This is a genomic window from Gammaproteobacteria bacterium (assembly GCA_037388465.1).
GTDB lineage: Bacteria > Pseudomonadota > Gammaproteobacteria > SpSt-1174 > SpSt-1174 > JARRKE01.
In genome coordinates this window covers 1-24,062 of the sequence record JARRKE010000003.1, presented here as the reverse complement: position 1 = coordinate 24,062, position 24,062 = coordinate 1, and the positions used below count along the sequence as shown (strand labels likewise).

Sequence of the window (24,062 nt, the reverse complement as noted above, 5' to 3'; positions counted from 1 at the left end):
ATTGTCAATAAATTTAATCAGATAGGAGATATTCCTTCAGAACCTTCTCAGTTAGCAGCGCGGCCGCCACCGCCTCACCGCCGGTGCCCGCAAAGCTCAGCTGCGCCTCCCGCCCGGGCGCCAGGTAGCGCAACACCACCTGTACATCGGCTTCGGGCAAGGCCTTTCCGGCCCGTTCCGGCCACTCCACCAGGCAGATGGCGTTCGAATCGAAGTAGTCCCGAAGCCCCATCTCCTCCAGCTCCAGCGGAGAAGAAAGCCTATATAAATCAAAATGATAAACGGCTATTCCAGAAAATTCATACGGTTCCACGAGCGTATAGGTCGGACTTTTCACGGCCCCACGGTAGCCGTACTCGCGCAAAAAGCCGCGTACCAGCGTGGTCTTGCCGGCACCGAGATCGCCTCTGAGCGTGACCAGCGCACCCGCAGGACAGTATCGCGCCAGCGCGGCCCCCAGTTCGAGCTGGGCCGTTTCGTCGGGCAAATGGAGTCTCATGGATTGGCCAGCTTGCGCAAAAAGGGAAACAGATCGCTGGCCAGCAGGCCGCGTTCACCCTGACCGGCCGCCAGATCAGCCGCCCTGGCGTGCAAGCACACACCCACTTCGGCAGCGACGGCCGGGCTCAGGCCCTGAGCCAGCAGGCCACTGACCACGCCGGTCAGCACATCGCCCATCCCGCCCGAGGCCATACCCGGATTGCCCGCGTCGCAGATCGCCGTGCGGGCGGTCGAATCGACCAGCGTGCCCGCCCCTTTGAGGACGCAGATCCCGCCGTAGCGACGCCGGATCGCGGCTGCCGCCGCAAACCGGTCCGCCTGCACCTGGGCGGCAGGCAGGCCCAACAGACGCCCCGCCTCGCCGGGATGCGGCGTCAGCACCCAATCGCGGTGACCATTCTCACCGCCCTGCTCAGCGAGCAGGTTGAGCCCGTCCGCGTCGATCACCCGCAAGGCCGGTTGGGTTTTCAGGTGCTTGAACAGCGCGCGCCCCCAGTCACCCTGCCCCAGCCCCGGACCGACTGCCACCACCGTGGCCCGGGCCAGCAGGGGGGCCAGATCGTCCAGCGACTCGACGCCGTGGCACATCAATTCGGGGCGTTGGGCCGCAATCTGGCCGGCGTGCGCGGCGCGGGTCGCCAGGCTGACCAGCCCCGCACCGACCCGCAACGCCGCCTCCCCGGCCATACGCAATGCACCCGCGTAACCCGACTCGCCGCCGACGATCAGCACGTGACCGAAATGGCCCTTGTGCGCAGTACGCATGCGCGGTCCGAGATGAGCCGCCAGATCCGCGTCGCTCAAGCGCCAGGCAACCGGTTCCACCTGCCGGTACACGCCGCGCGGCACACTCAGGTTGGCGAAATGCAGCTCGCCGCAGTAGGCGGGACCTTCCCCGGTCAACAAGCCGCGTTTGAGCCCGATAAAGGTAATGGTGTGATCGGCGCGGACCGCCGCACCCAGCGGCATGCCCGTGTCGGCGCCGAGCCCGGAAGGCAGGTCCAGGGACAGCACCGGCGCCGCCGCGTGATTCACCGCCTCGATCAGGGTCTTGTAATCCCCGGCCACGGGGCGGGAGAGGCCGGTACCGAACAGTGCATCGACGATCACGTCCACGCCGGGCAGCCGCCCGTCATAAGGCAGCACCTGCCCGCCTTCATCCACGAAGTCGTCACAGGCGCGCCGCGCATCGCCCTTCAGGGCCGCGGCCTTGCCGACCTGGAGCACGTCCACCCGGTAGCCGGATTCACGCGCCAGACGTGCCACCACATAACCGTCGCCCGCGTTGTTGCCGGCGCCGCACAGCACCGCCAGATGTTCGGCCTGCGGCCAGCAGGCCGACAGGCACTCGAACGCCGCCCGACCCGCGCGCAACATGAGATCATAGCCCGCCATGCGGTGTTCCTCGATGGCGATGCGATCCAGATCCCGGGTTTGTTCGGCCGTATACAGTCGACTGGGTAGCTCGCTCATTCCGGCAGTATACGGCGCGGCGTTCCCCGCCCTCCAGCATCCGGCTGCACACAAAATGACCATGGATTGGTTGTTTTCCAGCGCTCTACTACACTGCTAGCGAGCATCCAGGACAGCGGAATGTCAGACCAGATGAACCTGCGCGTGATCGATTTCGGAACGCAACCTGATATTCGCTCTCAAGCCATCTACCACGGCATAGCCCGCCAGCTCGGATCGGACGATGATCCCGTCCTGACCCTGGTCAACCCCGCCAATCCTTATGTCTGCGTCGGCCGCCATCAATCGGTGGAACTCGAAGTCGACGAAGATTTCTGCCGGGCCAACGGCCTCGCCGTCATTCGGCGCGAAGTAGGTGGCGGCGCCGTTTACCTGGACCACAACCAGCTGTTCTTTCATTTCATCTACCCGCGGCGGCTCGTCCCCGCCCTGGTGGAGCGGATGTTTCCCATATTCATCGAACCGGTGGTCAACACTTATCGGCGTTTCGGTGTGGAGGCCGTGCTGCGCCCCATCAACGATATTCACGTCAAAGGGCGCAAGATCGGCGGCACCGGCGCGGCACACATCGACGATGCCAGCGTAGCGGTGGGAAGCTTCATGTTCGATTTCGACTTCGACATGATGGCACAGTGCCTGCGGGTACCTTCGGAGAAGTTCCGGGACAAACTGCGCCAGGGTCTCGGCGACTACATCACCACCATGCGCCGTGAACTCGGGCAACCACCCTCCCGCGAGGCGGTCATCGGCGCGTTCCTCGAACAGGTGGCGCGGGACCTGGCGGTGAACATCGTCGCATCCGAACCGACCGGCGCGGAACTCGAGCGCATTGCAGAACAGGAACGAGCCCTCACCGATCCCGAGTGGACCTACAGCGTCGGCCGCCGCCTGATCGAAAAGGGGATCAAGCTCGCCGCGGGCACGCATCTCACCCTGCATGACCACAAGGCGCCCGGTGGTCTGATCCGCGTTCAACTACTGAGCCGCGACGGCTATATCCGCGACCTGGATCTCACCGGTGATTTCACCTGCCTGCCGGACAGCGCCATTCCCGCGTTGGTGCGCGCCCTGCACGGCGTCCGCCTGGAGCGTGCTGCTTTGATGGAGGCCATCGAGGCGGTCTACGCCCGCACGCTCATGCAGACGCCGGGGGTGACGTCGGCGGATTTCGCCGAAGCCATCCTCGCGGCCGAGCACCGGGACTGATCAGCCGCCCGTACGCAACGCCTTGTAGGCGTTGATCAGGCCGTTGGTCGAACTGTCGTGGCCGGCGACGGATGCGTCGCCTTCCAGTTCCGGCAGGATGGCTTTCGCCAGCTGCTTGCCCAGCTCGACCCCCCACTGATCGAACGAGTTGATATGCCAGATGATGCCCTGCACGAAGATCTTGTGCTCGTACAGCGCAATCAGCATGCCCAGGGTATGCGGGGTGAGCTTGCGGTACAGCAGCGAGTTGGTCGGCCGATTGCCTTCGAAGACCATGTGCGGCAGTCGTACATCCATCTCCGCTTTTGGCAGGCCGAGTTTTTTCACTTCGTTGCGCGCCTGCTCCAGGCTGCGCCCCTGCATCAGGGCCTCGGGCTGCGCGAAAAAATTCGACAGCAGAATCCTGTGATGCTCGCCCACCGGATTGTGGGTCTCGGCTGCGGCCAGGAAATCCGCGGGGATGAGCTTGGTGCCCTGATGGATCAACTGGTAAAACGCATGCTGGCCGTTGGTGCCCGGCTGCCCCCAGATGACGGGACCCGTGGTGTAACCCACGCGGCGTCCGTCGCGATCGATGTACTTGCCGTTGCTCTCCATATCCCCCTGCTGGAAATACGTCGCGAAGTATTCCAGGTACTGGTCGTAGGGCAGGATGGCGTGCGTCTGGGCACCGAAAAAATTGTTGTACCAGATACCGAGCAGCCCCAGCACCACCGGCAGGTTTTCCCGCAATGGCGCGGATCGAAAATGCCCGTCCATGGCATAGGCGCCACCCAGCAGCTCCTCGAAACGATCCATGCCGAGAGACAGCACGATGGGCAGGCCGATCGCCGACCACAGCGAGTAGCGCCCGCCCACCCAGTCCCAGAACTCGAACATATGCTCGGTATCGATCCCGAATGACCGTACCGCTTCGGTATTCGTGGAAACCGCCACGAAATGCCGGCTGACCGCCGCGGCATCTTCGTGATAGTCGAGCAGCCACTCGCGCGCGGTGTGCGCGTTGGTCATCGTCTCCTGGGTGGTAAAGGTCTTGGATGCCACGATAAACAGCACGGTCTCCGGATCGACCCTTCTCAGCACCTCGCGGATCGCGGTGCCGTCGACGTTGGAGACGAAATGGGTCTCGATGCGCGGATGCGCATAGGGACGCAGCGCCTCGCACACCATGTGCGGCCCGAGGTCGGAGCCGCCGATGCCGATGTTCACCACGTCAGTGATCGGCTTGCCGCTGTGCCCGAGCCATTCGCCGCTGCGCACGCGGTCGCTGAAGCGGCGCATGCGGTCCAGCACGGCATGGATGCCGGGCATGACATCCTCGCCGTCCACGTACACCGGGCGGTCGGAACGGTTGCGCAGCGCGGTGTGCAGCACCGCACGCCCTTCGGTGTTGTTGATCTTCTCGCCGCTGAACATGCGTTCGCGCCATTGCTCGACTTGCATCTCCTGCGCCAGCCCGACGAGCAGCTCCATCGTCTCTTCGGTGATGCGGTTCTTGGAAAAATCGAGCAGCAGGTCTTCGAAGCGCAGCGAGAAGCGTTCGAACCGGTCGGGATCGCGCGCGAACAGATCCCGCATATGCACATCCTTCATGGAATCGAAATGGGCGCTGAGCGCCTGCCAGGCATGCGTCGTGGTCAGTGACATACGGCTCCCGTTTTATCTATCCAACCGCATATGAATATTGATACCGCCGACTAGGCAGAGTTCAGGTCGATATCGTTGCGCCAGTGCTGGTCGTCGCGATCGAACAGGCGCGCCGACTCGTCCGGCCCCCAGCTGCCGGCGCGATAACTGTGAATGAAATCGCGCTCGCTGGCCCAGGCCTTGAGGACCGGCTCGACGGTACGCCAGGCCCACGCCACCTCGTCGTAGCGCAGGAACAGGGAATGGTCGCCGGCCATCACGTCCAGCAGCAGCGCATCGTAGGCGTCCAGGCCGGTCTTTTCGGTATCGAGATAACTGGCGTCGAGCTGGATGGTGCGGGTACGCATCTCCAGGCCCTCCTGTTTGATCTGCAGCTCCATGCGCAGACATTCCTCGGGCTGGATGCCGAGCAGCAGCCAGTTGGGGCGCAGGCGCTCGATGGCGGTTTCCCGGAACAGCTGCTGGGGCGGATGCTTGAAACGGATGCTGACCTGGGCCTGACTGCGCGCCATGCGCTTGCCGGTGCGCAGATAAAACGGCACGTTGCGCCAGCGCCAGTTGTCGATATACAGCTTGAGCGCAGCATAGGTTTCGGTGGTGCTGTCGGCCGCCACCCCCGGTTCCTGCAGATAACCGGGAATCAATCCGCCGTCCAGCTGGCCCTCGGTATATTGCGCACGAAACGCATGCGCGTGCACCGAGGTACTGGAAATCGGCCGGATCGAGCGCAGCACCTTCACCTTCTCGTCGCGCAGCGCCTCCGCATCCAGACTCGCCGGCGGCTCCATGGCCACCAGGGTCAGCATCTGCAGCAGATGGCTCTGGATCATGTCCCGCAGGGCGCCGGCACTCTCGAAGTAATCCGCCCGCCCCTCGATGCCCTTGGTTTCGGCATGCGAGATCTGCACGTGATCGATGTAATTGCGGTTCCACAGCGGTTCGAGCATGAGGTTGGCGAAGCGGAAAACCAGGATGTTCTGCACCGTGCCCTTGCCGAGGTAGTGATCGATGCGAAAGATCTGCTCCTCGCGGAAATGCCGGTGCAGACGCTGGTCCAGCACCTGGGCGCTTTCCAGGTCGTAACCGAAGGGTTTCTCCACCACCAGCCGCCGCCAGCCCCGGCGCTCCTCGTTGAGTCCGGCATCGGCCAGCTGCCGACTCACCACCCCGAACTCGGCCGGGCGCAGCGCCATGTAAAACACCACGTTCTGGGGAAACTCAGGACGTTCCGCCAGCACCTCGCGCAGCCGCACGAAATCCTGATCGCGGGCGACGTCTCCTTCCAGGAAATACAGGCGGTTCAGAAACGATGCCAGGACATCGGCATCGGGCTGCGACAGGACGGCCTCGAGATCGGCCCGGACCTGGGCGCGCCATTCGTCGTCGCTCCAGGGGCGGCGCCCGAAACCGAGTATCGCCATCTGTTCCGGCAGTCGCCCGGCTGCCTCGAGCCGGTACAGTGCGGGCAGCAGCTTGTTACAGGCCAGGTTCCCGGTGGCCCCAAAAATGACGAAGGTGCAGGGATCGATGGGGCTGCCGTTCATGCGCGGGTCTCGACGGCGTGTCCCCCGAAACCCTTGCGCATCATCGCCAGCAGGCGATAGGCATAACCGTATTCATCCTGGCTGGCGAAACGCATCGAAAGCGCCAGAGTCAGCACCGGCGCCGGCACACCCAGCTCGACGGATTCCAGCACCGTCCAGCGCCCCTCGCCGGAATCGGCGACATGCGGCGCGATCGATTCCAGCACCTGATCCCTGGCCAGAAAATCGGCGGTCAGGTCGAGCAGCCAGGAACGCACCACCGAACCGTGTCGCCACAGCTCGCTGATCTGCGCGAGATCGAGGTCGAATTCCCGCTTGGCATGCAGCAGATCGAGCCCTTCGGCGAGCGCCTGCATCATTCCGTACTCGATGCCGTTATGCACCATTTTGGTGAAATGTCCCGCCCCGACCGGTCCGACATGGGCCCACCCGCGGTCAATGTCGGGGGCCAGCACCTTAAACACCGGTTCCAGCAGACGCGCAGCGGCCTCGCTGCCGCCGGCCATCAGGCAGTAGCCTTCCGCCAGTCCCCAGATGCCGCCCGAGGTGCCTACGTCCATGAATTCGATGCCGCGTTCGGCCAGCCACTCGGCGCGGCGCATGCTGTCGCGGTAATTCGCGTTCCCGCCGTCCACCAGCAGATCGCCCGCCTCGAGATGGGCGGCCGCCTCCTGGATAGCCTGTTCGGTGATCTCGCCGCTCGGCAGCATCAGCCAGACGATGCGCGGCGCGGACAACATGCTGATGGCCTCGGGGATGTCGCGGGCGGGAATCACGCCGACCTCGGCGGCGAGTTCTTCGGTGACCGCGTGGGAACGGTTCACACCGACGACTTCGATCTCGCCGCGCCGGAGCCGGCGGGCCATGTTGCCGCCCATGCGGCCAAGACCTACCATTGCCAGCTTCATGGTCCCTCCTTTCGGCCTGGGAACGTAAGCATTACCCTAACATAAGCCGGGCGCCCTTCCGTGCCCGGAAACAGCGATATTTCTTCACTGATATGCCAAGCAATATCAGTGCCGCGGAAAAGCAAGAACAAACGACTTGATGAAGATTCTTTTTGCCAGCAGCGAAGTCTTTCCGCTGATCAAGACCGGAGGACTGGCCGATGTCAGCGCCAGCCTGCCCAGAGCACTCAAGACCCTGCGTCAGGACGTGCGCATCGTCATGCCCGCGTACCTGGAGGTACTGGAAGGCCTGAAGAATCCGACCGTGGTCGCCGAATTCACCGACGACGGCGAGTCCGCCAGGCTGCTGGAAAGCCGCCTCCCGGGCAGCCGGGCGCCGCTTTACCTGCTCGACTGCCCGCGCTATTTCGCCCGCGCCGGCGACCCCTACCGTTCGCCCGACGGGCGGGACTGGCAGGACAACCACCTGCGCTTTGGTTATTTCAACCGCATCATCGCGAGGCTTGCGCTCGATCAGGCCGGGCTGGAGTGGCGCCCCGACATCCTGCACTGCAACGACTGGCAAAGCGCGCTGGCGCCCGCCCTGCTGCACGCCTACCCGGAACGTCCGGGCGTGGTCTTCACGGCGCACAACCTCGCCTATCAGGGCCTGTTTCCGTGGGAGGCCTACAAGACGCTGGGGCTGCCCGACCATCTCATGACCACCCACGGGCTGGAGTTCTTCGGCAAGCTCTCCTTCATTAAGGGCGGGCTGGTGTACGCCGATCGCATCACCACGGTCAGCCCCACCTACGCGCAGGAGATCCGTACCCCGTCCTACGGTTACGGCCTGGAGGGTCTGCTGCTTTACCGGGGCGACGACCTGGTGGGCATCATGAACGGTATCGACCCGGCCATCTGGGACCCGGCTCACGACCGCCATCTCAAACGCACCTACGACGCCAGCGACCTGGCCGGCAAGGCCGCCAACAAACGCGCCCTGCAGGCCGAATGCGGGCTGCCCGAAGCGGAGCAGTCACCCCTGGTCGGCCATATCGGGCGGCTGGTCGAACAAAAAGGCATCGATCTGACCCTGGCCGCTCTGCCGCGGCTGCTGGAAAGCCAGCCGAAGCTGCAAACAATCGTGCTCGGTTCGGGCGAGAAGCGCTTCGAACAGGCATTGAAGGAACTGGCCAAGCGCTATCCGCGCCAGCTTGCGGTGCATATCGGCTACGATGAGGCCCTCGCGCACCGCATCGAGGCCGGCGCGGACATCTTCGTCATGCCCTCGCGCTTCGAGCCCTGCGGCCTCAACCAGCTCTACAGCCTGCGCTACGGGACGGTGCCGGTGGTGCGCCGCACCGGCGGGCTGGCCGACAGCGTGGTGGACGTCGCCGAGGGCAACATCGCCGACGGCACGGCCACCGGCTTCATATTCGACAAGGCCCTGCCTGATGCCCTGCGTGGCACCCTGGAACGGGCGCTTGCACTCTATCCGCACACCCAGCGCTGGCATGCGCTCATGCTGAACGGCATGCAGCGCGACTTCAGCTGGCAGAAGAGCGCCAAGCGCTATCTGGAACTCTATTCCCAGCTGCGCAAAACCCGCCCGACTTAACACCTCGGCCATTACCAGTATAATGTGCGCCCGCTGCGCCCGCCGGCCGGGTGCTGCCTGCCCCTGGACTTCGCCCCGAAAGGCCGCGGCCGACGGGGTGACCCGCGACCTTCATTCACTCAATCAAGCATTCAACAATATGCAGACACCGATATCTGCCCAGAACGACAAGGAACTGCGTGCCCGCGTCAAACTGCTCGGCACCCTCCTTGGCAACGTGCTGCGCGCGCAGGCAGGCCACAAGGTCTACGCCGCCGTGGAGAACCTGCGCAAAGGCTATCTGAAGCTGCGCAAAGAGGAGAGTGAAGCCCTGCGTGTGCGCCTCATGGCGTTTATCGAAAATCTGGACGAGGTCACCCTGGAGCAGGTCATCCGCGCCTTCAGCACCTATTTCTCCCTGGTGAACATCGCCGAGGAGGCCCATGCCCACCGCCAGCGGCGGCGGCAGATGCAGCGGGGCGGCCCGCTGTGGATGGGCTCTTTCGACGCCACCCTGCGCGAGTTCTACAACCGCGGCACCTCCCCCGAAAAGCTGCAGGAACTGGTCGACCAGCTGCGCTACATGCCCGTATTGACGGCCCATCCGACCGAGGCGCGCCGCCGCACCATCATGGAGGCGCAGCGCCGTATCTTCCTGTCCACCGACCGGCTGAACACGCCCGCATTGGGCCCCGAGGTGCGTCGCGAGATCATCGAGGCCCTGGAAGCGCAGATCCTGACCCTGTGGCGCACCAACGAGGTGCGCACCCACAAGCCCAAGGTGGAGGACGAGATCCGCTACGGGTTGTTCTACTTCAAGGAAAGCCTGTTCACCGCCGTCCCCACCGTCTACCGCTTTTTCGACAAGGCGGTGCGCCGCACCTACGGCATGGACAACCATGGCCTGCCCCTGATCCACGCCCCGAGCTTCCTGCGCTTCGGCTCCTGGATCGGCGGCGACCGGGACGGCAACCCGTTCGTCACCCCGGAGGTGACCGAGCTGGCCATCCGCCTGCAGATGCAGGAGGTGCTGACCGAATACCTGCGCCGCATCAACGACCTGCGCCATGTGCTGACCCACTCGCTGCTGCTGTGCGAGCCGTCGGAAGCCTTCATGCACAGCCTGAAGGAGGACGAACCGATCACCGGCGCCGTCTTCAACGGTGCCACCACGCGCTTCCAGGGCGAACCCTACCGCCGCAAGCTGTACATCATGCGGCACCGCATCATGGAAACGCTCAACACCGTGCGCCGGCGCCTGCACGGCGAACGCGCCGTTCTGCCTGCCGCGGCGTACACCACGCCCGGCGATTTTCTGCGCGACCTGTATGTGATCCGCGACTCGCTGATCAGCCATGGCGACACCGCCATTGCCAACAGCGAGCTGCAGGACCTGATCCGCCTGGTGGAAAGCTTCGGCTTCCACATGCTGAACCTGGACGTGCGCCAGGAATCGACGGTGCACACGCGCGCGGTGACGGAGGTCATCGACCGGCTGGAGCCCGAAACCGACTATACCCGCCTCTCCGAGGCCGAACGCCTGCGCCTGCTGTCCGCCCTCGTCGAGCGCCCCGAACTGCCGATGCTGGACGAGGAGGCGCTGAGCGAAGAAACCCGCCAGACCCTGGAAGTCGTCAAGGTCATGCGCCGCCTGCGTGAAGAAGCCGGCGAGGCGACATTCGGCAGCTACGTGATCTCCATGACCCATACCGCCAGCCATGTGCTGGAGGTCATGCTGCTGGCCCGACTGGGCGGCCTGGTGGGCTATGACGCGCAGGGCGAGCAGTTCTGCAACATCATCATCTCGCCCCTGTTCGAGACCATCGACGACCTGCAGCATGTCGAGACGGTGCTCACCGACCTGCTGGACAACGATGTCTATGCCCGGCTGCTCAAACGGTCCGGCAACCTGCAGGAAGTCATGCTGGGTTATTCGGATTCGTGCAAGGACGGCGGCATCATCTCGTCCTCCTGGAACCTGTACGACGCCCAGAAAAAGATCATCCGCATCACGGAGGCGCACGGCGTGCGCTGCCGCCTGTTCCACGGCCGCGGCGGCACCATCGGCCGCGGCGGCGGCCCGACCCACGAATCGATCCTGGCGCAGCCGCCGGGCACCGCGCACGGCGAAATCAAGTTCACCGAGCAGGGCGAGGTGCTGTCCTACAAGTACAGCAACGCCGAAACCGCGGCCTACGAACTGACCATGGGCATCACCGGTCTGTTCAAGGCCAGCCGCAGCGTCATCGAGCCGATCGCCGAGGACCGCACCGAATACCTGGCGGTGATGGACGAGCTCTCCCAGGCCGGCGAAGCGCAATACCGCGAACTGACCGATCGCACCGAAGGATTCCTCGACTATTTCTACGAGATCACACCGGTGCAGGAAATCGGCCAGATGAACATCGGTTCACGTCCCTCGCACCGCAAGAAGGCCGACCGCTCCAAAAGCTCGATCCGGGCCATCCCCTGGGTCTTCGGCTGGGCCCAGTCGCGCCACACCCTTCCAGCGTGGTATGGCATCGGCACCGCGCTCGCCTCCTACACCAGCCGCGGCCCGGAGGCGCTGGCACAGCTGCGCAGGATGTACGACGAATGGCCCTTCCTCCACTCGCTGCTCAGCAACGTACAGATGTCGCTGACCAAGGCGGACATGAGCACGGCCGAGGAATATGCCCAGCTCAGCCAGCAGCCCGAGCAGGCGCGCCGCATCTTTACCATGATCCGCGAGGAACACGCGCGCACGGTGGAACAGGTCCTGCAAATCTCCCAGACCCAGACCCTGCTCGAGGAAAACGAGCCGCTGTCGCTGTCGCTCTCGCGCCGCGACCCCTACCTGGACCCCCTCAACCACATCCAGATCATGCTGCTGCGCCGACACCGTGAACATCCCGCCCCGGAAGGCGAGCTCTCGCCCTGGTTGAGCCCGCTGCTGCGCTCCATCAACGCCATCGCCGCGGGCATGCGCAACACCGGCTGAACGCCGCGCATAAAAAAGCCGCCCCGTAAGGGGCGGCGGCAAGGAGGCAATACCCATGAATTACTGTTCATGCGAAGCGCAATGCCCGCATGTCATGCGGTCAAAGAATTAGTCTCCGCTTCCTGCTGAAAGTTCCGCCTTAATAGGAACGAAATTTGCTTTGGATATGCTGGGTAGCCTAAACACCCGCAACTCCAGCCATCAGTCCAGGAGGCCGCCATGCGCTTGCAGGACATTCAGATCATCGTAACGGAAATGGGACTCAAGCCCGGTCGCAGCCGCAAGGCGGACCTGATCCGGCTTATCCAACGCAACGAAGGGAATTTCGACTGTTATGGCAGCGCCCAGCAGGGCGAATGCACTCAGGGCGAGTGCCTGTGGCGGCAGGACTGTCTGAGTCCGGTGCGCCGCTGACCACGGCCTGACGCCGGGGTGCGGGTGAACCGGCGTGGTGCAAAACCCGCGGGACAGGCAGGCTGACCGCCCTTAGAACGCCCTCACCGGGGCGGCGGCAGCGTCACCTGCAGGTTGTCGATCAGCCGCGCCCGCCCCAGCCAGGCGGCGGCCAGCACCACCAGTTCCCGGTCGGCTTCGCCGGCCGGCCGGAGATCCGCGGCCCGGCGGATAGTAACGTAGTCACTGCGAAAACCCGCCTGAGCCAGACGCTGCGCGGCCTGATCGCAAAGCCGCGCCAGATCGGTCTCGCCCGATTCCAGCGCCGCTTTCACCCAGACCAGGCTGCGATACAGTCCGGGGGCCTCGACCCGCTCCGCCTCGCTCAGATAGCCGTTGCGCGAGCTCATGGCCAGACCATCCGGCTCACGCACGGTATCGACACCGATGACCTCCACATCCATGTCCAGATCCTGAACCATGCGGCGGATGAGCTGCAGTTGCTGGAAATCCTTGCTGCCGAATACCGCCAGGTCGGGCAACACCAGGTTGAACAGCTTGGTCACGATGGTGGCCACGCCCGTGAAATGTCCCGGCCGTGAGGCCCCTTCCAGTATCTCGCCCAATACCGGCACCTCGACCCGGGTGCTGGCGGCCTCACCGTGCGGATAAAGCTTTTCGGGGGTGGGCATGAAGACCACGTCCACCCCAAGCTCCTCCAGCAGCCTGCAGTCCGCTTCCGGTGTGCGCGGATAGGCGGCGAGATCCTCGGCGCGATCGAATTGCAGCGGATTGACGAAGATGCTGACCACCACTCGGCTGGCCAGCTCGCGCGCGCGGCGCACCAGCGCCAGATGGCCGGCATGCAGGTTGCCCATGGTCGGCACCAGGGCGATACGGCCCTCCTCGCGGCGCAGGCCGGCGAGCACGGCACGCAGCTGTCCAGGCTCGTGAACGATGTGCATAGGGGATGTCGGCTCAGGAGAAGCTGTGCGCGGCATCCGGGAAGGTCCCGGATTTGACGCCCTGCACGTAGGCTTCGATGGCTTCCTGGATGCTGGCCCGACCGGGCGCCATGAAATTCTCACTGAAACGGGGCGCGTTGGGGGTGAGCCCGAGCACGTCCTGCAGCACCAGCACCTGTCCGTCAGTATCGGCACCGGCGCCGATGCCGATGACCGGAATGTCCAGGTTGCGGGTGATCTCGGCGGCCAGCGCCACGGGCACGCACTCCAGCACCATCATGTCCGCACCGGCCGCCTGCAAGGCCAGGGCATCGTGCAGAATGGCCTCGGCAGCATGCGCCTCGCGGCCCTGCACGCGATAGCCGCCCAGCTTATGTACGGACTGCGGGGTCAGGCCGAGATGCGCGCAGACGGGGATACCGTGCAGGGCCAGGGCGCGGACGGTTTCCGCCTCGGTGGCACCGCCCTCCAGCTTGATCATCTGCGCCCCGCCCTCGCGCATCAGGCGCGCCGCATTGTCCAGCGCCTGAGGGGTATGGGCGTAGCTCATGAAAGGCATGTCGGCGATCACCAGGGCGCGCTGACTGCCGCGCATCACGGCCTGGGTGTGGTAGACGACATGATCGACCGTCACCGGCAGGGTGGTATCGTGTCCCTGGATCACCATGCCCAGCGTATCCCCGACCAGCACGACCTCGACGCCGGCGGCCTCCGCCACCCGGGCCATGGGGGCGTCATAGGCGGTCAGCACGGCGATCTTCTCACCTTCGGACTTCATGCGCCGCAGGGTGGTCAGCGTAATGCGCTTGGTTTTGGGTTGGTCGGACATAGGGCTCGTCTCACATGGCAAACGGCAGCGGATTGAAATAGCGCCGCCCGGTCGCGGGCGCCTTCACCTGCTGCAGCAATTGCTGGAAATCCTGTTCGTTGTTGACCAGATCGATCTCGCTGGCGTTGACGATCAATACCGGCGCGTCGTCGTAGCGGTGGAAAAATTCGGTATAGGCCTCGCACAGCCGGGTCAGATAGGCCGGCTCGATACTCCGCTCGAAGTGCCGACCCCGCCGGGCGATGCGGGCCAGCAGCACATCGACGGGCGCCTGCAGATAAATCACCAGATCGGGCACCGGCGCGTCGGTGGTCAGGCTGGCGTAGACCTGTTCGTACAGGCCGAACTCGTCGTCGTCCAGGGTCAACTTGGCGAACAGGCGGTCCTTCTCGATCAGGTAGTCGGCCATCCACACCGGATTGAAGATATCCCCCTGACGCAGGGACTGCAGCTGGCGCACGCGCTGCATCAGGAAATACAGCTGGGTGGCCAGGGCCGCCTGTTTCGGGCTCTGGTAAAAGCGTTCCAGAAAGGGGTTTTCCTCCGCCCCTTCCAGCATGAGCTCGCTGCCGAACTCCTCGGCCAGACGACGCGCCAAGGTGGTCTTGCCCACACCGATCGGACCTTCCACAACGATATAGGAGGGTGTCATCTGACTCATAGGGATGCACTAATGCGGATCAGCCCGTCGGCGGGACACGCCGCCGCCAGGTCCCTCAGACGGCCCAGGCCGGGAATCTCCAGCCCGGGATCGATTTCGAGCAAAGGATACAGGACGAAGGCGCGTTCGTGCAGACCGGGATGCGGTAACCGCAGCCGTTCGTGATCCAGCACCTGGTCCCCGTAGAGCAGCAGGTCCAGGTCCAGGGTGCGTGGGCCCCAGTGTAAGGCGCGGATGCGCCCGTGCGCCTGCTCGATCGCCAGCAGGGCATCGAGCAGTGCGAGCGGCGTCAGCGCCGTCTCCAGGCGGGCCACGGCGTTGACGTAGTCGGGTTGGTCCTGCGGCCCCATGGGCGGATTGCGGTACAGGCCGGAGGCCTTCACCCGCCGGGTCTCGGGCAGCTCGTCCAGTTCCTCCAGGGCCCTGAGTATCTGTGCCTGCGGATCGTCCAGGTTGCTGCCAAGTCCGACCCAGGCCGCCACGTACTCAGACGCCATGGGAGGCCGGACGCCGTTTGCGGGGACGGCGGCGCCGTTTGGGGCGCGGGCCACCGCCCTTGCCTTCCGTCATGTCCAGCTGGCGGGCCTCGTCGGCTTCCTGAATATCGGTCCACCAGTCGCAGGCCTCGCTGCTGGTCTCGCCGGCCTTGGCGCGCAGGCAAAAGAAATCGTAGGCCGCGCGGAAGCGCGGATGCGTCAGCAGGCGCAAGGCGCGGCGCGTGCCGAAACGTTCCAGCTTGGCCTGCATTTCCCAGATCTCGCGCACCGGGAAGGCAAAACGCTTGGGGATCGTGATGTGGCGCGCCTGGGCCGCCAACACCTGTCCGCCCGCAGCCTGCAGGGCCTGCAGGCTCGCCATGCCGCCCTCTTCCAGCAGCAGGGCCTCGCGGCGCACCGGCTCCCAGAGCATGACGGCATACAAAAAGGCGGGCGTGACGGGCAGGTCCTGATTGATGCGCGAATCGGTGTTGTTCAGCGCCTGGCTGACAAAGGTCAGCGGGAAGCCGCCTTCCTGGCGCGTCAACGCCTCCTCGGTCAGCGGGAACAGATGCTCGAACAGCCCGTAATGGCGCAGCATCTCGAAGGTGTTGAGCGCGCAGCCGCCGTGAAACAGCTTGAGCACCTCGTCGAACAGGCGGGCGGGCGCCACGGTCTCGAGCAGCTCGGCATGCCCGGTGATATGCCGCTCGCAGGCCGCCTCGATGCGGAACCCCAGCTTGGCCGCGAACCGCACCGCGCGCAGCATGCGTACCGGGTCCTCACGGAAACGTACCTCGGGGTCGCCGATGGGGCGCAGCAGACCGGCGCGCAGGTCTTCCACGCCCTCGGTGTAGTCCACCACCGAGAAGTCCGCGATGTTGTAGTACAGGGCATTGGCGGTGAAATCGCGGCGCCAGGCATCCTGTTCCAGGGTGCCGTAGACGTTGTCCCGCACGATGCGCCCGTCGACCACCTCCCCTTCACCGCCCTCGGCCTCGTCGTGCGGCGCGCGGAAGGTGGCGACCTCGATGATTTCGCGCCCGAAATGGACGTGCGCCAACCGGAAACGCCGGCCGATCAGCCGGCAGTTGCGAAACAGCTGGCGGACCTCCTCGGGACGGGCATCGGTGGCGATGTCGAAATCCTTGGGTTCCCGGCCGAGCAGCAGGTCGCGCACGCCGCCACCCACCAGATAGCCTTCGTAGCCCGCATCTTTCAGGCGATACAGGACCTTGAGGGCATTCTGGGATATCTGACTGCGGGATATCCCGTGCTCGGCACGGGAGAGGATGCGCGGGCCCGACGGGGAACGACTGGCTGTCACCGATGTCCTTGATTAAGCTGACAAAAGAAAGGCCAATCATAACAGACTGGCTGCGTCGCCGCTGCAGTTCCCTGTACCGTCTGAGGGCATTTCCGTGCAGCCGCGTGGCACACTATCATGAACCATCCATTTTGCCGGGAACACGCCATGAATCTGGAACTCATCAGCTTCAAACTCTGCCCCTTCGTACAGCGCAGCGTCATCACCCTGAACTACAAGTCGCTGCCGTACGACATCACCTACATCGACCTGGAGAACCCGCCGGAGTGGTTCCTCAAGATCTCCCCCTTCGGCAAGGTCCCGGCCCTGCGCGTGGACAACGACGCCGTGCTGTTCGAGTCCGCCATCATCAACGAGTACATCGACGATGTGACCCCGGGCCGGCTGCGCCCCGAAGAGCCGATGGCGCTGGCCCGCGGCCGGGCCTGGATCGAATTCGGCCAGCAGTGCCTGTTCGACCAGTACCAGCTCAGCACGGCCAAGGACGAAAAGGTCTTCGAGGAAACGCTGGCCAAGGCGGAGGCCAACCTGCACAAGGTCGAGGAGATCCTGGGCGAAGGCCCGTATTTCAACGGCGCGGACTTTTCGCTGGTGGACGCCGCCTATGCCCCCCTGTTCATGCGCTATCGTCTGCTCGAGGAGCGCCATCCGCTGTTCGACCACGCGGCGACGCCGAAGCTGTGGGCCTGGGGCGACCGCCTGCTGGAACTGGATGCGGTAAAGGAATCGGTGGTGCCTGACTTCGACGATCTGTTCTTCGCCTATCTGCACAAACACGGTCATTACGCCGCCACCGCCTTCGCGGCCTGACGGCGACACGTTGGGTGCTTCGCGCTAGACGTCCTGCAGGATCCGGTCGGCGAGCGCCAGGCCGCTGAGAAAGGCCGCCTCGACACGCGGCCCCAGGCACCAGTCGCCGCAGGCGGCCACGCCGTTCTGCGCGTCGAACAAGAACGGCTGCTCCAGGCCGGCGATCGGCTGGGCCTCGCGCCAGAGTTCGGCGCGGCGCACCTGGGGCCGCACGCCGGGCAATCCGCCGGCAGCCTCTTCGAATGCATGCCACAAGGCGCCGGCCACATCGTCCGGCGTATCGTCCAGATGCGCTTCGGACCACTCCGGCGTCGCCTGCAGCACCCAGGCCTCGCGCGGGGCGCGCCCCGGCTTGCTGTTGTTGCGGGCCGCCCAGCGCAGCGGGGAGTTGCCGATAAAGGCGGCATCGAACATCAGCGGCAGGCCGTCATCGCTGCCCACCAGCAGGGTCCAGCACGCACTCATGGCCTGCCCCGTCAGCATGAGCCCCAGATCGGGCGCCGCCTCGCCCAGCAGGCGCATGGCCTCGGCCGGCGGTACGGCGGTGACGACCAGATCGAAACAGCCGAGATCGGTGCCGAAGCGGTCGTACAGGCGCCATCCCGATGCCTGTTTTTCCAGACGCTCCACCGGTGTGCCGTACTCGACCCGGGTGCAAAGCTCGGCGAGATGCTGGGAAAGCCCGCCCATATGCGGCACGGCCACGTAACGCGCTTCGGGCGGCCGGGCCAGGAAGTTGCCGCGCTCGAGTTCCACGACCCATGCTGACCAAGGCTGCACGACACCCTCGTCGAGCCAGCCGTCCACCGCCATGGCGAAGCGCTCGTCCTGAGCCGTGAAATACTGCGTGCCGGCGTCGAACTCGAACCCGCGTTCGCGAATCACGCCCATGCGTCCGCCGGGGTGCAGCGCCTGCTCGAACACATGCACGTCGGGCACGCTCAAGGTCAGCGATGTAGCGCAGGTCAGTCCGGCCATGCCGGCGCCGATGATGGCGATCTTCTCGGGGCTGCTGCCGGCCATGACGCGTTATTCCACCCACTCCACGATGTGTTCCTCGATGTCGTCCACGTCGAGTTCGGAGCAGGCGCGGCCGCAGATGCCGTGGCCCTGCTCGTGGGTGCTGAGCGGGTTACCCGTGCGCAGCGGATGCCAGTCGGGCAGATCTCTGCCTTCCCACAACAGGCGATAGGCGCAGGTGACAGGCAGCCATTCGAAGACCTCGGGCTGGGACGGGCTCACCTGCATGCAATCGGGCACGCGGTTGAAACGCCGGCTGTAATCGGTACAGCGACAGCTATGCAAGTCCAGCAGACGGCAGGCGACATCGGTGTAGTAAATGCGGTCGTCGGCTTCGTCCTGCAGCTTGTGCAGGCAGCACTTGCCGCAGCCGTCGCACAACGACTCCCATTCCGCCTCGGTGAATTCGGTCAGCGGCCTGTCCTGCCAGAAGGGCTTCATGCGGGGGGTTTGGCCTTCAACGCCTGGATGCGCTGCTTCAATGCATCGAAATCCGCCGGGCGAACGTAATGCAGTTCGCTCTTGCCCTGGGTATCGAGCATCAAAGCCAGGCCGCGTTTGGGATACAGCCACCACTGCTGGTGATCGTTGAACGGGATCTTTTCCTCGGGCACACCGAAACGTTCCGACACGATATCCGGCGTGTACTGCGCCGAGGGGACATAACTCAGTTCTGATACCGGCAGCGCATATACCGATTTCAAATCGGATTCCGCGAGCGTGAACTGATAGGAACCACTGGGCATTGGTTCCTTCTTGGCGGCGCCGCGCATCATTTCATCGAGCTGCACGGGCGAAGCCGCAAGCACCGCGATCAGGCGCGCTTCAAAAATGCCCAGACGCTGTTTGCCGAAATAGGCCTCCAGGGTTGTGTGTCCATCGGGGGAACGGAACAGACCGACGTCGGGCACGCTTTTCAGATCACGCGCCATGTCGTCCAGGGTGGTGACGCCGAGATGGATGCCGAAAACCTGCGAGGTGCCGTCAGGAAAGACGCTGATCTGCCAGGGAAGATTCGTAATGGTGCGTGGCTGCGGCTTTTCCAGCACGATGTATCCGACCAGCGCGGCGACCGGCACCAGCAGCAACACCAAAATCAATAACCATTTTTTCATCGCGGACTGCATCAGCGCATCAAACCCGCCGCGATAATAACATCCGAGGCTTTGGCACGGGGTAAGCGGCCGTTATAATCCGCCCCGGTCATCACAGGACGGGATTATGTCGCTCTCCGAATTGTTTTCCGCCGGCCGCATCGACCGCGAACTGATCGGTGCCACACTGGTCATCGCCGATGCGCAGACGGCCGCCAATGCCGAACCGTTCCTGGCCCTGCTGGAAACGGCATACGGCCGGCTGGCGCTCGGCGTCGTCGGAGAGGACGCCTACCAGGGTCCGCGCGCATATCTCGAACTGCCCACGCGTTACGGCGCCGACATCAAACGCGTACGCAAGCTCAAACCCGCGCGCGTGATCGTCATCGGCGCCGCCGCGCAATGCCACGAACTGGTGCGCGACATTCCGGCCGACAAGGTCTGGCTGAATGCGCGCGACGACGCCGTCGCCCAGGCCGGCTGCAAACTGATCACGGTCGCCGACGAGGCCGCCCACCGTCTGCTGCCGGACGCCGCTCTCACCGGCGACCCCTTGTGCCTGCTCGATGCCCTGCCTGAGTACGCGCCCGATACATCACTGTGCGAACGCTTTCAGGAATATCGGGAACGGAACTATCCCGTGTTTTATGCCGCGGCCACCGGCGAAGGCGAGGAACGCGTCGCCTATGCCGTTCTGTTCGAACTGCTGCGCCAGCAGACCTGCATCATGATCGTGGCGCCGAAGGACCCCGAACGCTACGAGCCCGTGTATCGGGACGCGATCAAGTACAGCATGCCGACCATCCGGCACACCCGCCTGTATACCTCCTTCGTGCCGCGCAAAAACCGCGTGTATTTCGTCGAAGACCCGACCCCGCTCGACAGCCTGTACGCCTGCGCGGACTTCGTGATCCCGGGCGGTACGCTGGCGGACGAGGCGACACATGCGCCGGATCTGGTCACCCCCATCCTGGCGGGCAGCCCCGTTATCGTGGGCAGGCGGCGCGACGACGCCCTGCTCGCTGCCGCCGTGGCGGCCGGCGTAGTGCTGACCGGCGAAGACGTGGACGCCATCGCGGAACAGGCCGCAAGACTGGGCGTGGATGCGGCGCTGCGCGAAACCCAGGCCAAACAGGCCCGTCAGTGGCTGGACAGCCAGGCAGGTGCCGGCCAGCGGGTGGTCGATCTGCTGAAGGCGCTGTAACCCCCCTTTTGGAACACCCTACGCCGTGGGAATGCCAGAGATCTAAGCATCGGTCCCAGGCCGGTGTTTCCCACGTGACCGCCTATACATCGCCTCGAACCGGCGTGTTCATTTTTTGTTCAAACTACCGTCATCCCACCGGCAAGAAAGCTTAATTTCCCGGTAAGCAACACGACACATCCCTTCCCGAACATATCTCCGTCAGCACACATGGTGTGTGTCTGCACGTCAACCTTACCTAGGGGGGAAGGAAAGCATGAAATTCAAATCAGTGTTTGCCGGGCTGGCGCTGGCCGTTGCGTTCTCCGCACCGGCCGCCGCCGATGGTTATTATCATCATCATGGCAAGCGGGACTTCGGCCAGTTACGCGACCACCTGCTGCATGCGCAGTCCCGTCAGTTGTTCGGCATTGCCGGTCCGCTCGCCGCATCTTCAACGCAGAGCGTGGATGCCGCCGCCGCGGAGGCCAATCCGCTCACCCTGGCCACGCTGGCACGCAGTCTGCACGCGCGCGTGGTCTCCGCCCGCGCGGATCTGGGCCCCAACATCGACATGATGACCCTGTGGCCGAACGCCAAGCACCCGACCCACCTGATCGTGTGCAACGAGCAGGGGCCGAGCGCGCCGGGCATTCAGCGGGTGCGCCTGTCGGACGGCCAGGTGGAAACCATCCTGAGCGGCACCCGGTCGTGCGATCCGGCGCACACCACGCCGTGGGGTACGGTGGTCATCGGCGAGGAAGCCGGCAATACCGGAACCATCCTGGAGATCATCGATCCGCTGCACACGACCAACGTGTCCTACGACCGCGATACCGGCACCCTGTCGGGCGCTGACGCGGGCAATGTCGCGGTCCGTCCCGCACTGGGGCATCTGTCCTTCGAGGGTGTGGGCATCTACCCCAACGGGGTCATGTACTACGGAGACGAAAACCGTCCGCATACGGGTACGCCGGGGGGCGCCTACTTCAAGTTCGTGCCCACCACGCCGTGGAACGGGACGGCACCGATCGGCAGCCTCGACGAATCGCCGCTGGTCTCGGGCAGCGTGTACGGCCTGCGCCTGGGCAAGCGCAGCGGCAACACCGACTATGGCCAGGGCACCAACACCGGCCTGGGCAGCTGGGTCATGATCAACAACGCCTATGACGCCGACTTGCGTGCCGCCGCGGCCGACCTGAGCCTGACCGGCTACTATCGCCCCGAAGACCTGGCGATCGACACCAGGGCACTGGACCACGGGCAGGTGCGTTTTTGCGCCAACAACACCGGCAACGAAGGCAGTGACCGCAACTGGGGCGAGACCGTCTGCGTGACCGACGGCACGCTGGAAGAGGCCACCGCCAATCTTGCCACGCCGGAGGTGCAGTTGTTCGCCGTAGGCACCAGCCAGTTCGCGATGATGGACAACATCGCCTATCAGCCCGGCCGCGCCAACTGGGTCATCCACGAGGACGGCGACGCCCCCGGGTTTGCGGTCGATCCGCACAACAACGACCTGTGGGCCTGCCTGGAGGACGGCAAGGACGTGGACACGCTGTCGGACGGCTGCGTCCGCATCGCCACCCTGAACGACCTGCACGCCGAATGGACCGGCGGGCTGTTCGACGCCACGGGCAAGCGCTTCTTCGTGAGCGTGCAGCACAACGTCACCGGCCACGGTGTCATCCTGGAGATCCTGGGCTGGCGCTAAGCCAGGCGGCACCGAGTGCCGCGACCAGCGCAGAAGGACCAGCGGAACGGGGGCGTACGCGCCCCCGTTTTTTTATTTTCATCCACTCCGGAAGCCATCGTTCGATCCTCATCAGGAGGATCTGAATTCATACCCCAATACAGCAAGATCCGGATTGAGAGACCGTCGGTGGGACTCAATACTCTGGTTGCTTCACAAAAAATATCGAGATCGGATCATGCACAAAACCATCAAGCCGTCGATTTTGTATTTCGGCACGCCCGTGGCCCTGATAAGCACCCTGAACGAGGATGGGACATACAACCTTTCTCCAATGTCGTCCGTATTCTGGCTTGGCTGGCGCTGCGTGCTGGGCTTGTCCATGCGCTCCAAAACCACTCAGAACATGATCCGAACGGGCGAATGCGTGCTCAACCTGCCATCGGTACACGAAGTTGCCGCTGTGGACCGGCTTGCATTGACGACAGGTAGCAACCCGGTACCAGAGGCCAAGCTGCGCAGAGGGTACCGCTTCGAAGCCGATAAGTTTGCGATTTCCGGACTGACATGGGAATCGTCCGATACGGTAGCTGCGCCACGGGTAAGCGAATGCCCTGTGCAGATGGAAGGCACTGTTGAAAAGGTGCATGGCATCGCCGACGACGATCCTTTGCAACGCGGTATCCTTGCCTGTATCGAGGTTCGGGTGCGACGCGTCCACGTAGAGGAATCGATACTGGCGCACGACAAACCCGACCATGTAGACCCGGACAGGTGGCGCCCGCTCATCATGAGCTTTCAGCAATTCTACGGACTTGGGCCTAGACTGTTCGAATCCACGCTGGCGCAGGTTCCGGAAAACATGTATCGCACTCCGGACGCTAAACAGGCCGGCACCGCGACAGAATAATATATGCCGCACCGCGCCAGGATATACCGAAATGTCGGACTACGAACGTATCGCTGAGGCAATCGGTTTCATTTCGAGCCGGGTGAACGAACAACCGTCTCTGGAAGAAATCGCCGCGCACGTGCATTTGAGCCCTTTTCATTTCCAGCGCCTGTTCAGCCGCTGGGCCGGCATCACCCCCAAGCGATTCCTGCAGGTCCTGACGCTGGAGCGCGCCAAGCGATTACTGAACGAACCCCAATCCCTGCTGGAGGTATCCGGCTCGCTGGGACTGAGCAGCGGCTCGCGCCTGCACGATCATTTCGTCCATCTGGAGGCGGTTACGCCCGGCGAGTACAAAACCGGCGGCGCCGGCCTGAGCATCGACTACGCCGTACACGACAGTCCTTTTGGAAACGCCTTTATCGCGACCACGCCGAGAGGCGTCTGCAATCTTGCCTTCCTGGAGCGCGATGAGGTCCATGAGCATCTGGCCGATTTACGCAAGCAATGGCCTCAAGCCGAGATAAACGAAAATCGGGAGCGCACACTGCCGGTTATGGATGCCCTGTTCGGCAACGGGACGACACCGGAACGTCCGTTGTCGTTGTTCGTGGCCGGGACGAACTTTCAGACCCGTGTATGGAAGGCATTGCTGAATATTCCTCCCGGCAAGGTGGCGAGTTACAACCAGATCGCGAATGCCATTGGCCATCCCAACGCGGCAAGGGCCGTGGGGAATGCCGTAGGCGCCAACCCGATCGCCCTTCTCATCCCGTGTCATCGCGTGCTCAGACAAAACGGCGACCTGGGCGGCTATCACTGGGGCGAGGCGCGCAAACATGCCATACTGGCCTGGGAAGCCGCCAGACATGAACAGTGACCTC

General features: G+C 64.2%; 22 protein-coding genes. 9 read left to right on the top strand and 13 right to left on the bottom strand.

Features of this window, described 5'->3' with window-relative positions:
• Nucleotides 1–13 precede the first annotated feature (13 nt).
• Both tsaE and P8Y64_01020 read right to left on the bottom strand, forming a co-directional pair.
• Nucleotides 14–499: a tRNA (adenosine(37)-N6)-threonylcarbamoyltransferase complex ATPase subunit type 1 TsaE gene (gene tsaE, locus P8Y64_01025; GenBank protein MEJ2059059.1), complete on the bottom strand. Its 486-nt coding sequence runs from the start codon at nt 497–499 to the stop codon at nt 14–16.
• Entirely contained in the window at nt 496–1,974 is a 1,479-nt protein-coding gene (locus P8Y64_01020) for an NAD(P)H-hydrate dehydratase (protein MEJ2059058.1), read from the bottom strand. The genes tsaE and P8Y64_01020 overlap by 4 nt, the downstream gene beginning before the upstream one ends.
• A 120-nt stretch (nt 1,975–2,094) precedes the next feature.
• Here P8Y64_01020 and P8Y64_01015 point away from each other — a divergent pair, with 120 nt between their 5' ends.
• Complete coding sequence (locus P8Y64_01015) at nt 2,095–3,180, top strand: lipoate--protein ligase (protein MEJ2059057.1); 1,086 nt, start codon at nt 2,095–2,097, stop codon at nt 3,178–3,180.
• On the opposite strand, the gene pgi is transcribed toward P8Y64_01015, so the two are convergent.
• The 3 genes from pgi to gnd are packed head-to-tail and all read right to left on the bottom strand — an operon-like array spanning nt 3,181 to nt 7,279.
• On the bottom strand, nt 3,181–4,827 hold the full coding sequence (gene pgi / locus P8Y64_01010; GenBank protein MEJ2059056.1) for a glucose-6-phosphate isomerase: 1,647 nt from the start codon (nt 4,825–4,827) through the stop codon (nt 3,181–3,183). It abuts the gene before it with no gap.
• A gap of 50 nt (nt 4,828–4,877) precedes the next feature.
• Nucleotides 4,878–6,371: a glucose-6-phosphate dehydrogenase gene (gene zwf, locus P8Y64_01005; protein MEJ2059055.1), complete on the bottom strand. Its 1,494-nt coding sequence runs from the start codon at nt 6,369–6,371 to the stop codon at nt 4,878–4,880.
• Nucleotides 6,368–7,279 carry a decarboxylating 6-phosphogluconate dehydrogenase gene (gnd, locus tag P8Y64_01000; GenBank protein ID MEJ2059054.1) on the bottom strand — a complete coding sequence of 304 codons (912 nt, stop codon included), beginning with the start codon at nt 7,277–7,279 and terminating at the stop codon, nt 6,368–6,370. The genes zwf and gnd overlap by 4 nt, the downstream gene beginning before the upstream one ends.
• 139 nt (nt 7,280–7,418) lie before the next feature.
• Here gnd and glgA point away from each other — a divergent pair, with 139 nt between their 5' ends.
• From glgA to P8Y64_00985, 3 genes are all read left to right on the top strand, one after another.
• A complete protein-coding gene (gene glgA, locus P8Y64_00995) occupies nt 7,419–8,876 on the top strand; it encodes a glycogen synthase GlgA (GenBank protein ID MEJ2059053.1) in 1,458 nt (485 codons plus the stop codon).
• A gap of 139 nt (nt 8,877–9,015) precedes the next feature.
• A complete protein-coding gene (gene ppc, locus P8Y64_00990) occupies nt 9,016–11,835 on the top strand; it encodes a phosphoenolpyruvate carboxylase (GenBank protein ID MEJ2059052.1) in 2,820 nt (939 codons plus the stop codon).
• A 219-nt stretch (nt 11,836–12,054) separates the two neighbouring features.
• Nucleotides 12,055–12,249, top strand: a complete 195-nt coding sequence (locus P8Y64_00985) for an SAP domain-containing protein (protein MEJ2059051.1) — start codon at nt 12,055–12,057, stop codon at nt 12,247–12,249.
• Between the two features lie 83 nt (nt 12,250–12,332).
• Here P8Y64_00985 and panC read toward each other — a convergent pair whose 3' ends face one another.
• The 5 genes from panC to pcnB are packed head-to-tail and all read right to left on the bottom strand — an operon-like array spanning nt 12,333 to nt 16,486.
• Nucleotides 12,333–13,193, bottom strand: a complete 861-nt coding sequence (gene panC, locus P8Y64_00980) for a pantoate--beta-alanine ligase (GenBank protein ID MEJ2059050.1) — start codon at nt 13,191–13,193, stop codon at nt 12,333–12,335.
• A gap of 13 nt (nt 13,194–13,206) precedes the next feature.
• A complete protein-coding gene (panB, locus tag P8Y64_00975; protein ID MEJ2059049.1) occupies nt 13,207–14,022 on the bottom strand; it encodes a 3-methyl-2-oxobutanoate hydroxymethyltransferase in 816 nt (271 codons plus the stop codon).
• 10 nt (nt 14,023–14,032) lie between these two features.
• Nucleotides 14,033–14,683: a deoxynucleoside kinase gene (locus tag P8Y64_00970; protein MEJ2059048.1), complete on the bottom strand. Its 651-nt coding sequence runs from the start codon at nt 14,681–14,683 to the stop codon at nt 14,033–14,035.
• A complete protein-coding gene (gene folK / locus P8Y64_00965; protein MEJ2059047.1) occupies nt 14,680–15,180 on the bottom strand; it encodes a 2-amino-4-hydroxy-6-hydroxymethyldihydropteridine diphosphokinase in 501 nt (166 codons plus the stop codon). Before folK ends, P8Y64_00970 begins: the two co-directional genes overlap by 4 nt.
• Nucleotides 15,170–16,486 carry a polynucleotide adenylyltransferase PcnB gene (pcnB, locus tag P8Y64_00960; protein MEJ2059046.1) on the bottom strand — a complete coding sequence of 439 codons (1,317 nt, stop codon included), beginning with the start codon at nt 16,484–16,486 and terminating at the stop codon, nt 15,170–15,172. The genes folK and pcnB overlap by 11 nt, the downstream gene beginning before the upstream one ends.
• Before the next feature lie 147 nt (nt 16,487–16,633).
• Here pcnB and P8Y64_00955 point away from each other — a divergent pair, with 147 nt between their 5' ends.
• Complete coding sequence (locus P8Y64_00955; GenBank protein ID MEJ2059045.1) at nt 16,634–17,296, top strand: glutathione S-transferase family protein; 663 nt, start codon at nt 16,634–16,636, stop codon at nt 17,294–17,296.
• A gap of 24 nt (nt 17,297–17,320) precedes the next feature.
• On the opposite strand, the gene P8Y64_00950 is transcribed toward P8Y64_00955, so the two are convergent.
• From P8Y64_00950 to P8Y64_00940, 3 genes are read right to left on the bottom strand one after another with little or no spacing between them, the layout of a single operon-like run.
• Nucleotides 17,321–18,319 carry an FAD-dependent oxidoreductase gene (locus P8Y64_00950; GenBank protein MEJ2059044.1) on the bottom strand — a complete coding sequence of 333 codons (999 nt, stop codon included), beginning with the start codon at nt 18,317–18,319 and terminating at the stop codon, nt 17,321–17,323.
• A gap of 6 nt (nt 18,320–18,325) precedes the next feature.
• Nucleotides 18,326–18,757 (bottom strand): YcgN family cysteine cluster protein, encoded by a 432-nt coding sequence (locus tag P8Y64_00945; GenBank protein MEJ2059043.1) that lies wholly within the window; start codon nt 18,755–18,757, stop codon nt 18,326–18,328.
• Nucleotides 18,754–19,431, bottom strand: coding sequence for a hypothetical protein (locus tag P8Y64_00940; GenBank protein MEJ2059042.1), 678 nt, complete (start codon nt 19,429–19,431; stop codon nt 18,754–18,756). Before P8Y64_00940 ends, P8Y64_00945 begins: the two co-directional genes overlap by 4 nt.
• Nucleotides 19,432–19,537: 106 nt before the next feature.
• Between P8Y64_00940 and P8Y64_00935 the strand changes: the two genes are divergently transcribed.
• From P8Y64_00935 to P8Y64_00920, 4 genes are all read left to right on the top strand, one after another.
• Nucleotides 19,538–20,614 (top strand): 3-deoxy-D-manno-octulosonic acid transferase, encoded by a 1,077-nt coding sequence (locus P8Y64_00935; GenBank protein ID MEJ2059041.1) that lies wholly within the window; start codon nt 19,538–19,540, stop codon nt 20,612–20,614.
• Nucleotides 20,615–20,870: 256 nt separating this feature from the next.
• Nucleotides 20,871–22,307: a DUF839 domain-containing protein gene (locus P8Y64_00930; protein ID MEJ2059040.1), complete on the top strand. Its 1,437-nt coding sequence runs from the start codon at nt 20,871–20,873 to the stop codon at nt 22,305–22,307.
• 217 nt (nt 22,308–22,524) lie between these two features.
• Nucleotides 22,525–23,196: a flavin reductase family protein gene (locus P8Y64_00925; protein ID MEJ2059039.1), complete on the top strand. Its 672-nt coding sequence runs from the start codon at nt 22,525–22,527 to the stop codon at nt 23,194–23,196.
• Nucleotides 23,197–23,227: 31 nt separating this feature from the next.
• Nucleotides 23,228–24,058, top strand: coding sequence for a methylated-DNA--[protein]-cysteine S-methyltransferase (locus P8Y64_00920; protein ID MEJ2059038.1), 831 nt, complete (start codon nt 23,228–23,230; stop codon nt 24,056–24,058).
• The last annotated feature ends 4 nt before the right edge of the window (nt 24,059–24,062 follow it).

Coding starts and splice junctions, on each gene's coding strand:
- ppc (MEJ2059052.1), top strand. CDS start 9,016: ATGCAGACACCGATATCTGCCCAGAACGACAAGGAACTGCGTGCCCGC.
- panB (MEJ2059049.1), bottom strand. CDS start 14,022: ATGTCCGACCAACCCAAAACCAAGCGCATTACGCTGACCACCCTGCGG.
- folK (MEJ2059047.1), bottom strand. CDS start 15,180: ATGGCGTCTGAGTACGTGGCGGCCTGGGTCGGACTTGGCAGCAACCTG.
- gnd (MEJ2059054.1), bottom strand. CDS start 7,279: ATGAAGCTGGCAATGGTAGGTCTTGGCCGCATGGGCGGCAACATGGCC.
- P8Y64_00945 (MEJ2059043.1), bottom strand. CDS start 18,757: ATGAAGCCCTTCTGGCAGGACAGGCCGCTGACCGAATTCACCGAGGCG.
- P8Y64_00950 (MEJ2059044.1), bottom strand. CDS start 18,319: ATGGCCGGCAGCAGCCCCGAGAAGATCGCCATCATCGGCGCCGGCATG.
- P8Y64_00955 (MEJ2059045.1), top strand. CDS start 16,634: ATGAATCTGGAACTCATCAGCTTCAAACTCTGCCCCTTCGTACAGCGC.
- P8Y64_00920 (MEJ2059038.1), top strand. CDS start 23,228: ATGTCGGACTACGAACGTATCGCTGAGGCAATCGGTTTCATTTCGAGC.
- zwf (MEJ2059055.1), bottom strand. CDS start 6,371: ATGAACGGCAGCCCCATCGATCCCTGCACCTTCGTCATTTTTGGGGCC.
- glgA (MEJ2059053.1), top strand. CDS start 7,419: ATGAAGATTCTTTTTGCCAGCAGCGAAGTCTTTCCGCTGATCAAGACC.
- tsaE (MEJ2059059.1), bottom strand. CDS start 499: ATGAGACTCCATTTGCCCGACGAAACGGCCCAGCTCGAACTGGGGGCC.
- P8Y64_00935 (MEJ2059041.1), top strand. CDS start 19,538: ATGTCGCTCTCCGAATTGTTTTCCGCCGGCCGCATCGACCGCGAACTG.
- panC (MEJ2059050.1), bottom strand. CDS start 13,193: ATGCACATCGTTCACGAGCCTGGACAGCTGCGTGCCGTGCTCGCCGGC.
- P8Y64_00925 (MEJ2059039.1), top strand. CDS start 22,525: ATGCACAAAACCATCAAGCCGTCGATTTTGTATTTCGGCACGCCCGTG.
- P8Y64_01015 (MEJ2059057.1), top strand. CDS start 2,095: ATGTCAGACCAGATGAACCTGCGCGTGATCGATTTCGGAACGCAACCT.
- P8Y64_01020 (MEJ2059058.1), bottom strand. CDS start 1,974: ATGAGCGAGCTACCCAGTCGACTGTATACGGCCGAACAAACCCGGGAT.
- pgi (MEJ2059056.1), bottom strand. CDS start 4,827: ATGTCACTGACCACGACGCATGCCTGGCAGGCGCTCAGCGCCCATTTC.
- P8Y64_00930 (MEJ2059040.1), top strand. CDS start 20,871: ATGAAATTCAAATCAGTGTTTGCCGGGCTGGCGCTGGCCGTTGCGTTC.
- P8Y64_00940 (MEJ2059042.1), bottom strand. CDS start 19,431: ATGAAAAAATGGTTATTGATTTTGGTGTTGCTGCTGGTGCCGGTCGCC.
- P8Y64_00970 (MEJ2059048.1), bottom strand. CDS start 14,683: ATGAGTCAGATGACACCCTCCTATATCGTTGTGGAAGGTCCGATCGGT.
- P8Y64_00985 (MEJ2059051.1), top strand. CDS start 12,055: ATGCGCTTGCAGGACATTCAGATCATCGTAACGGAAATGGGACTCAAG.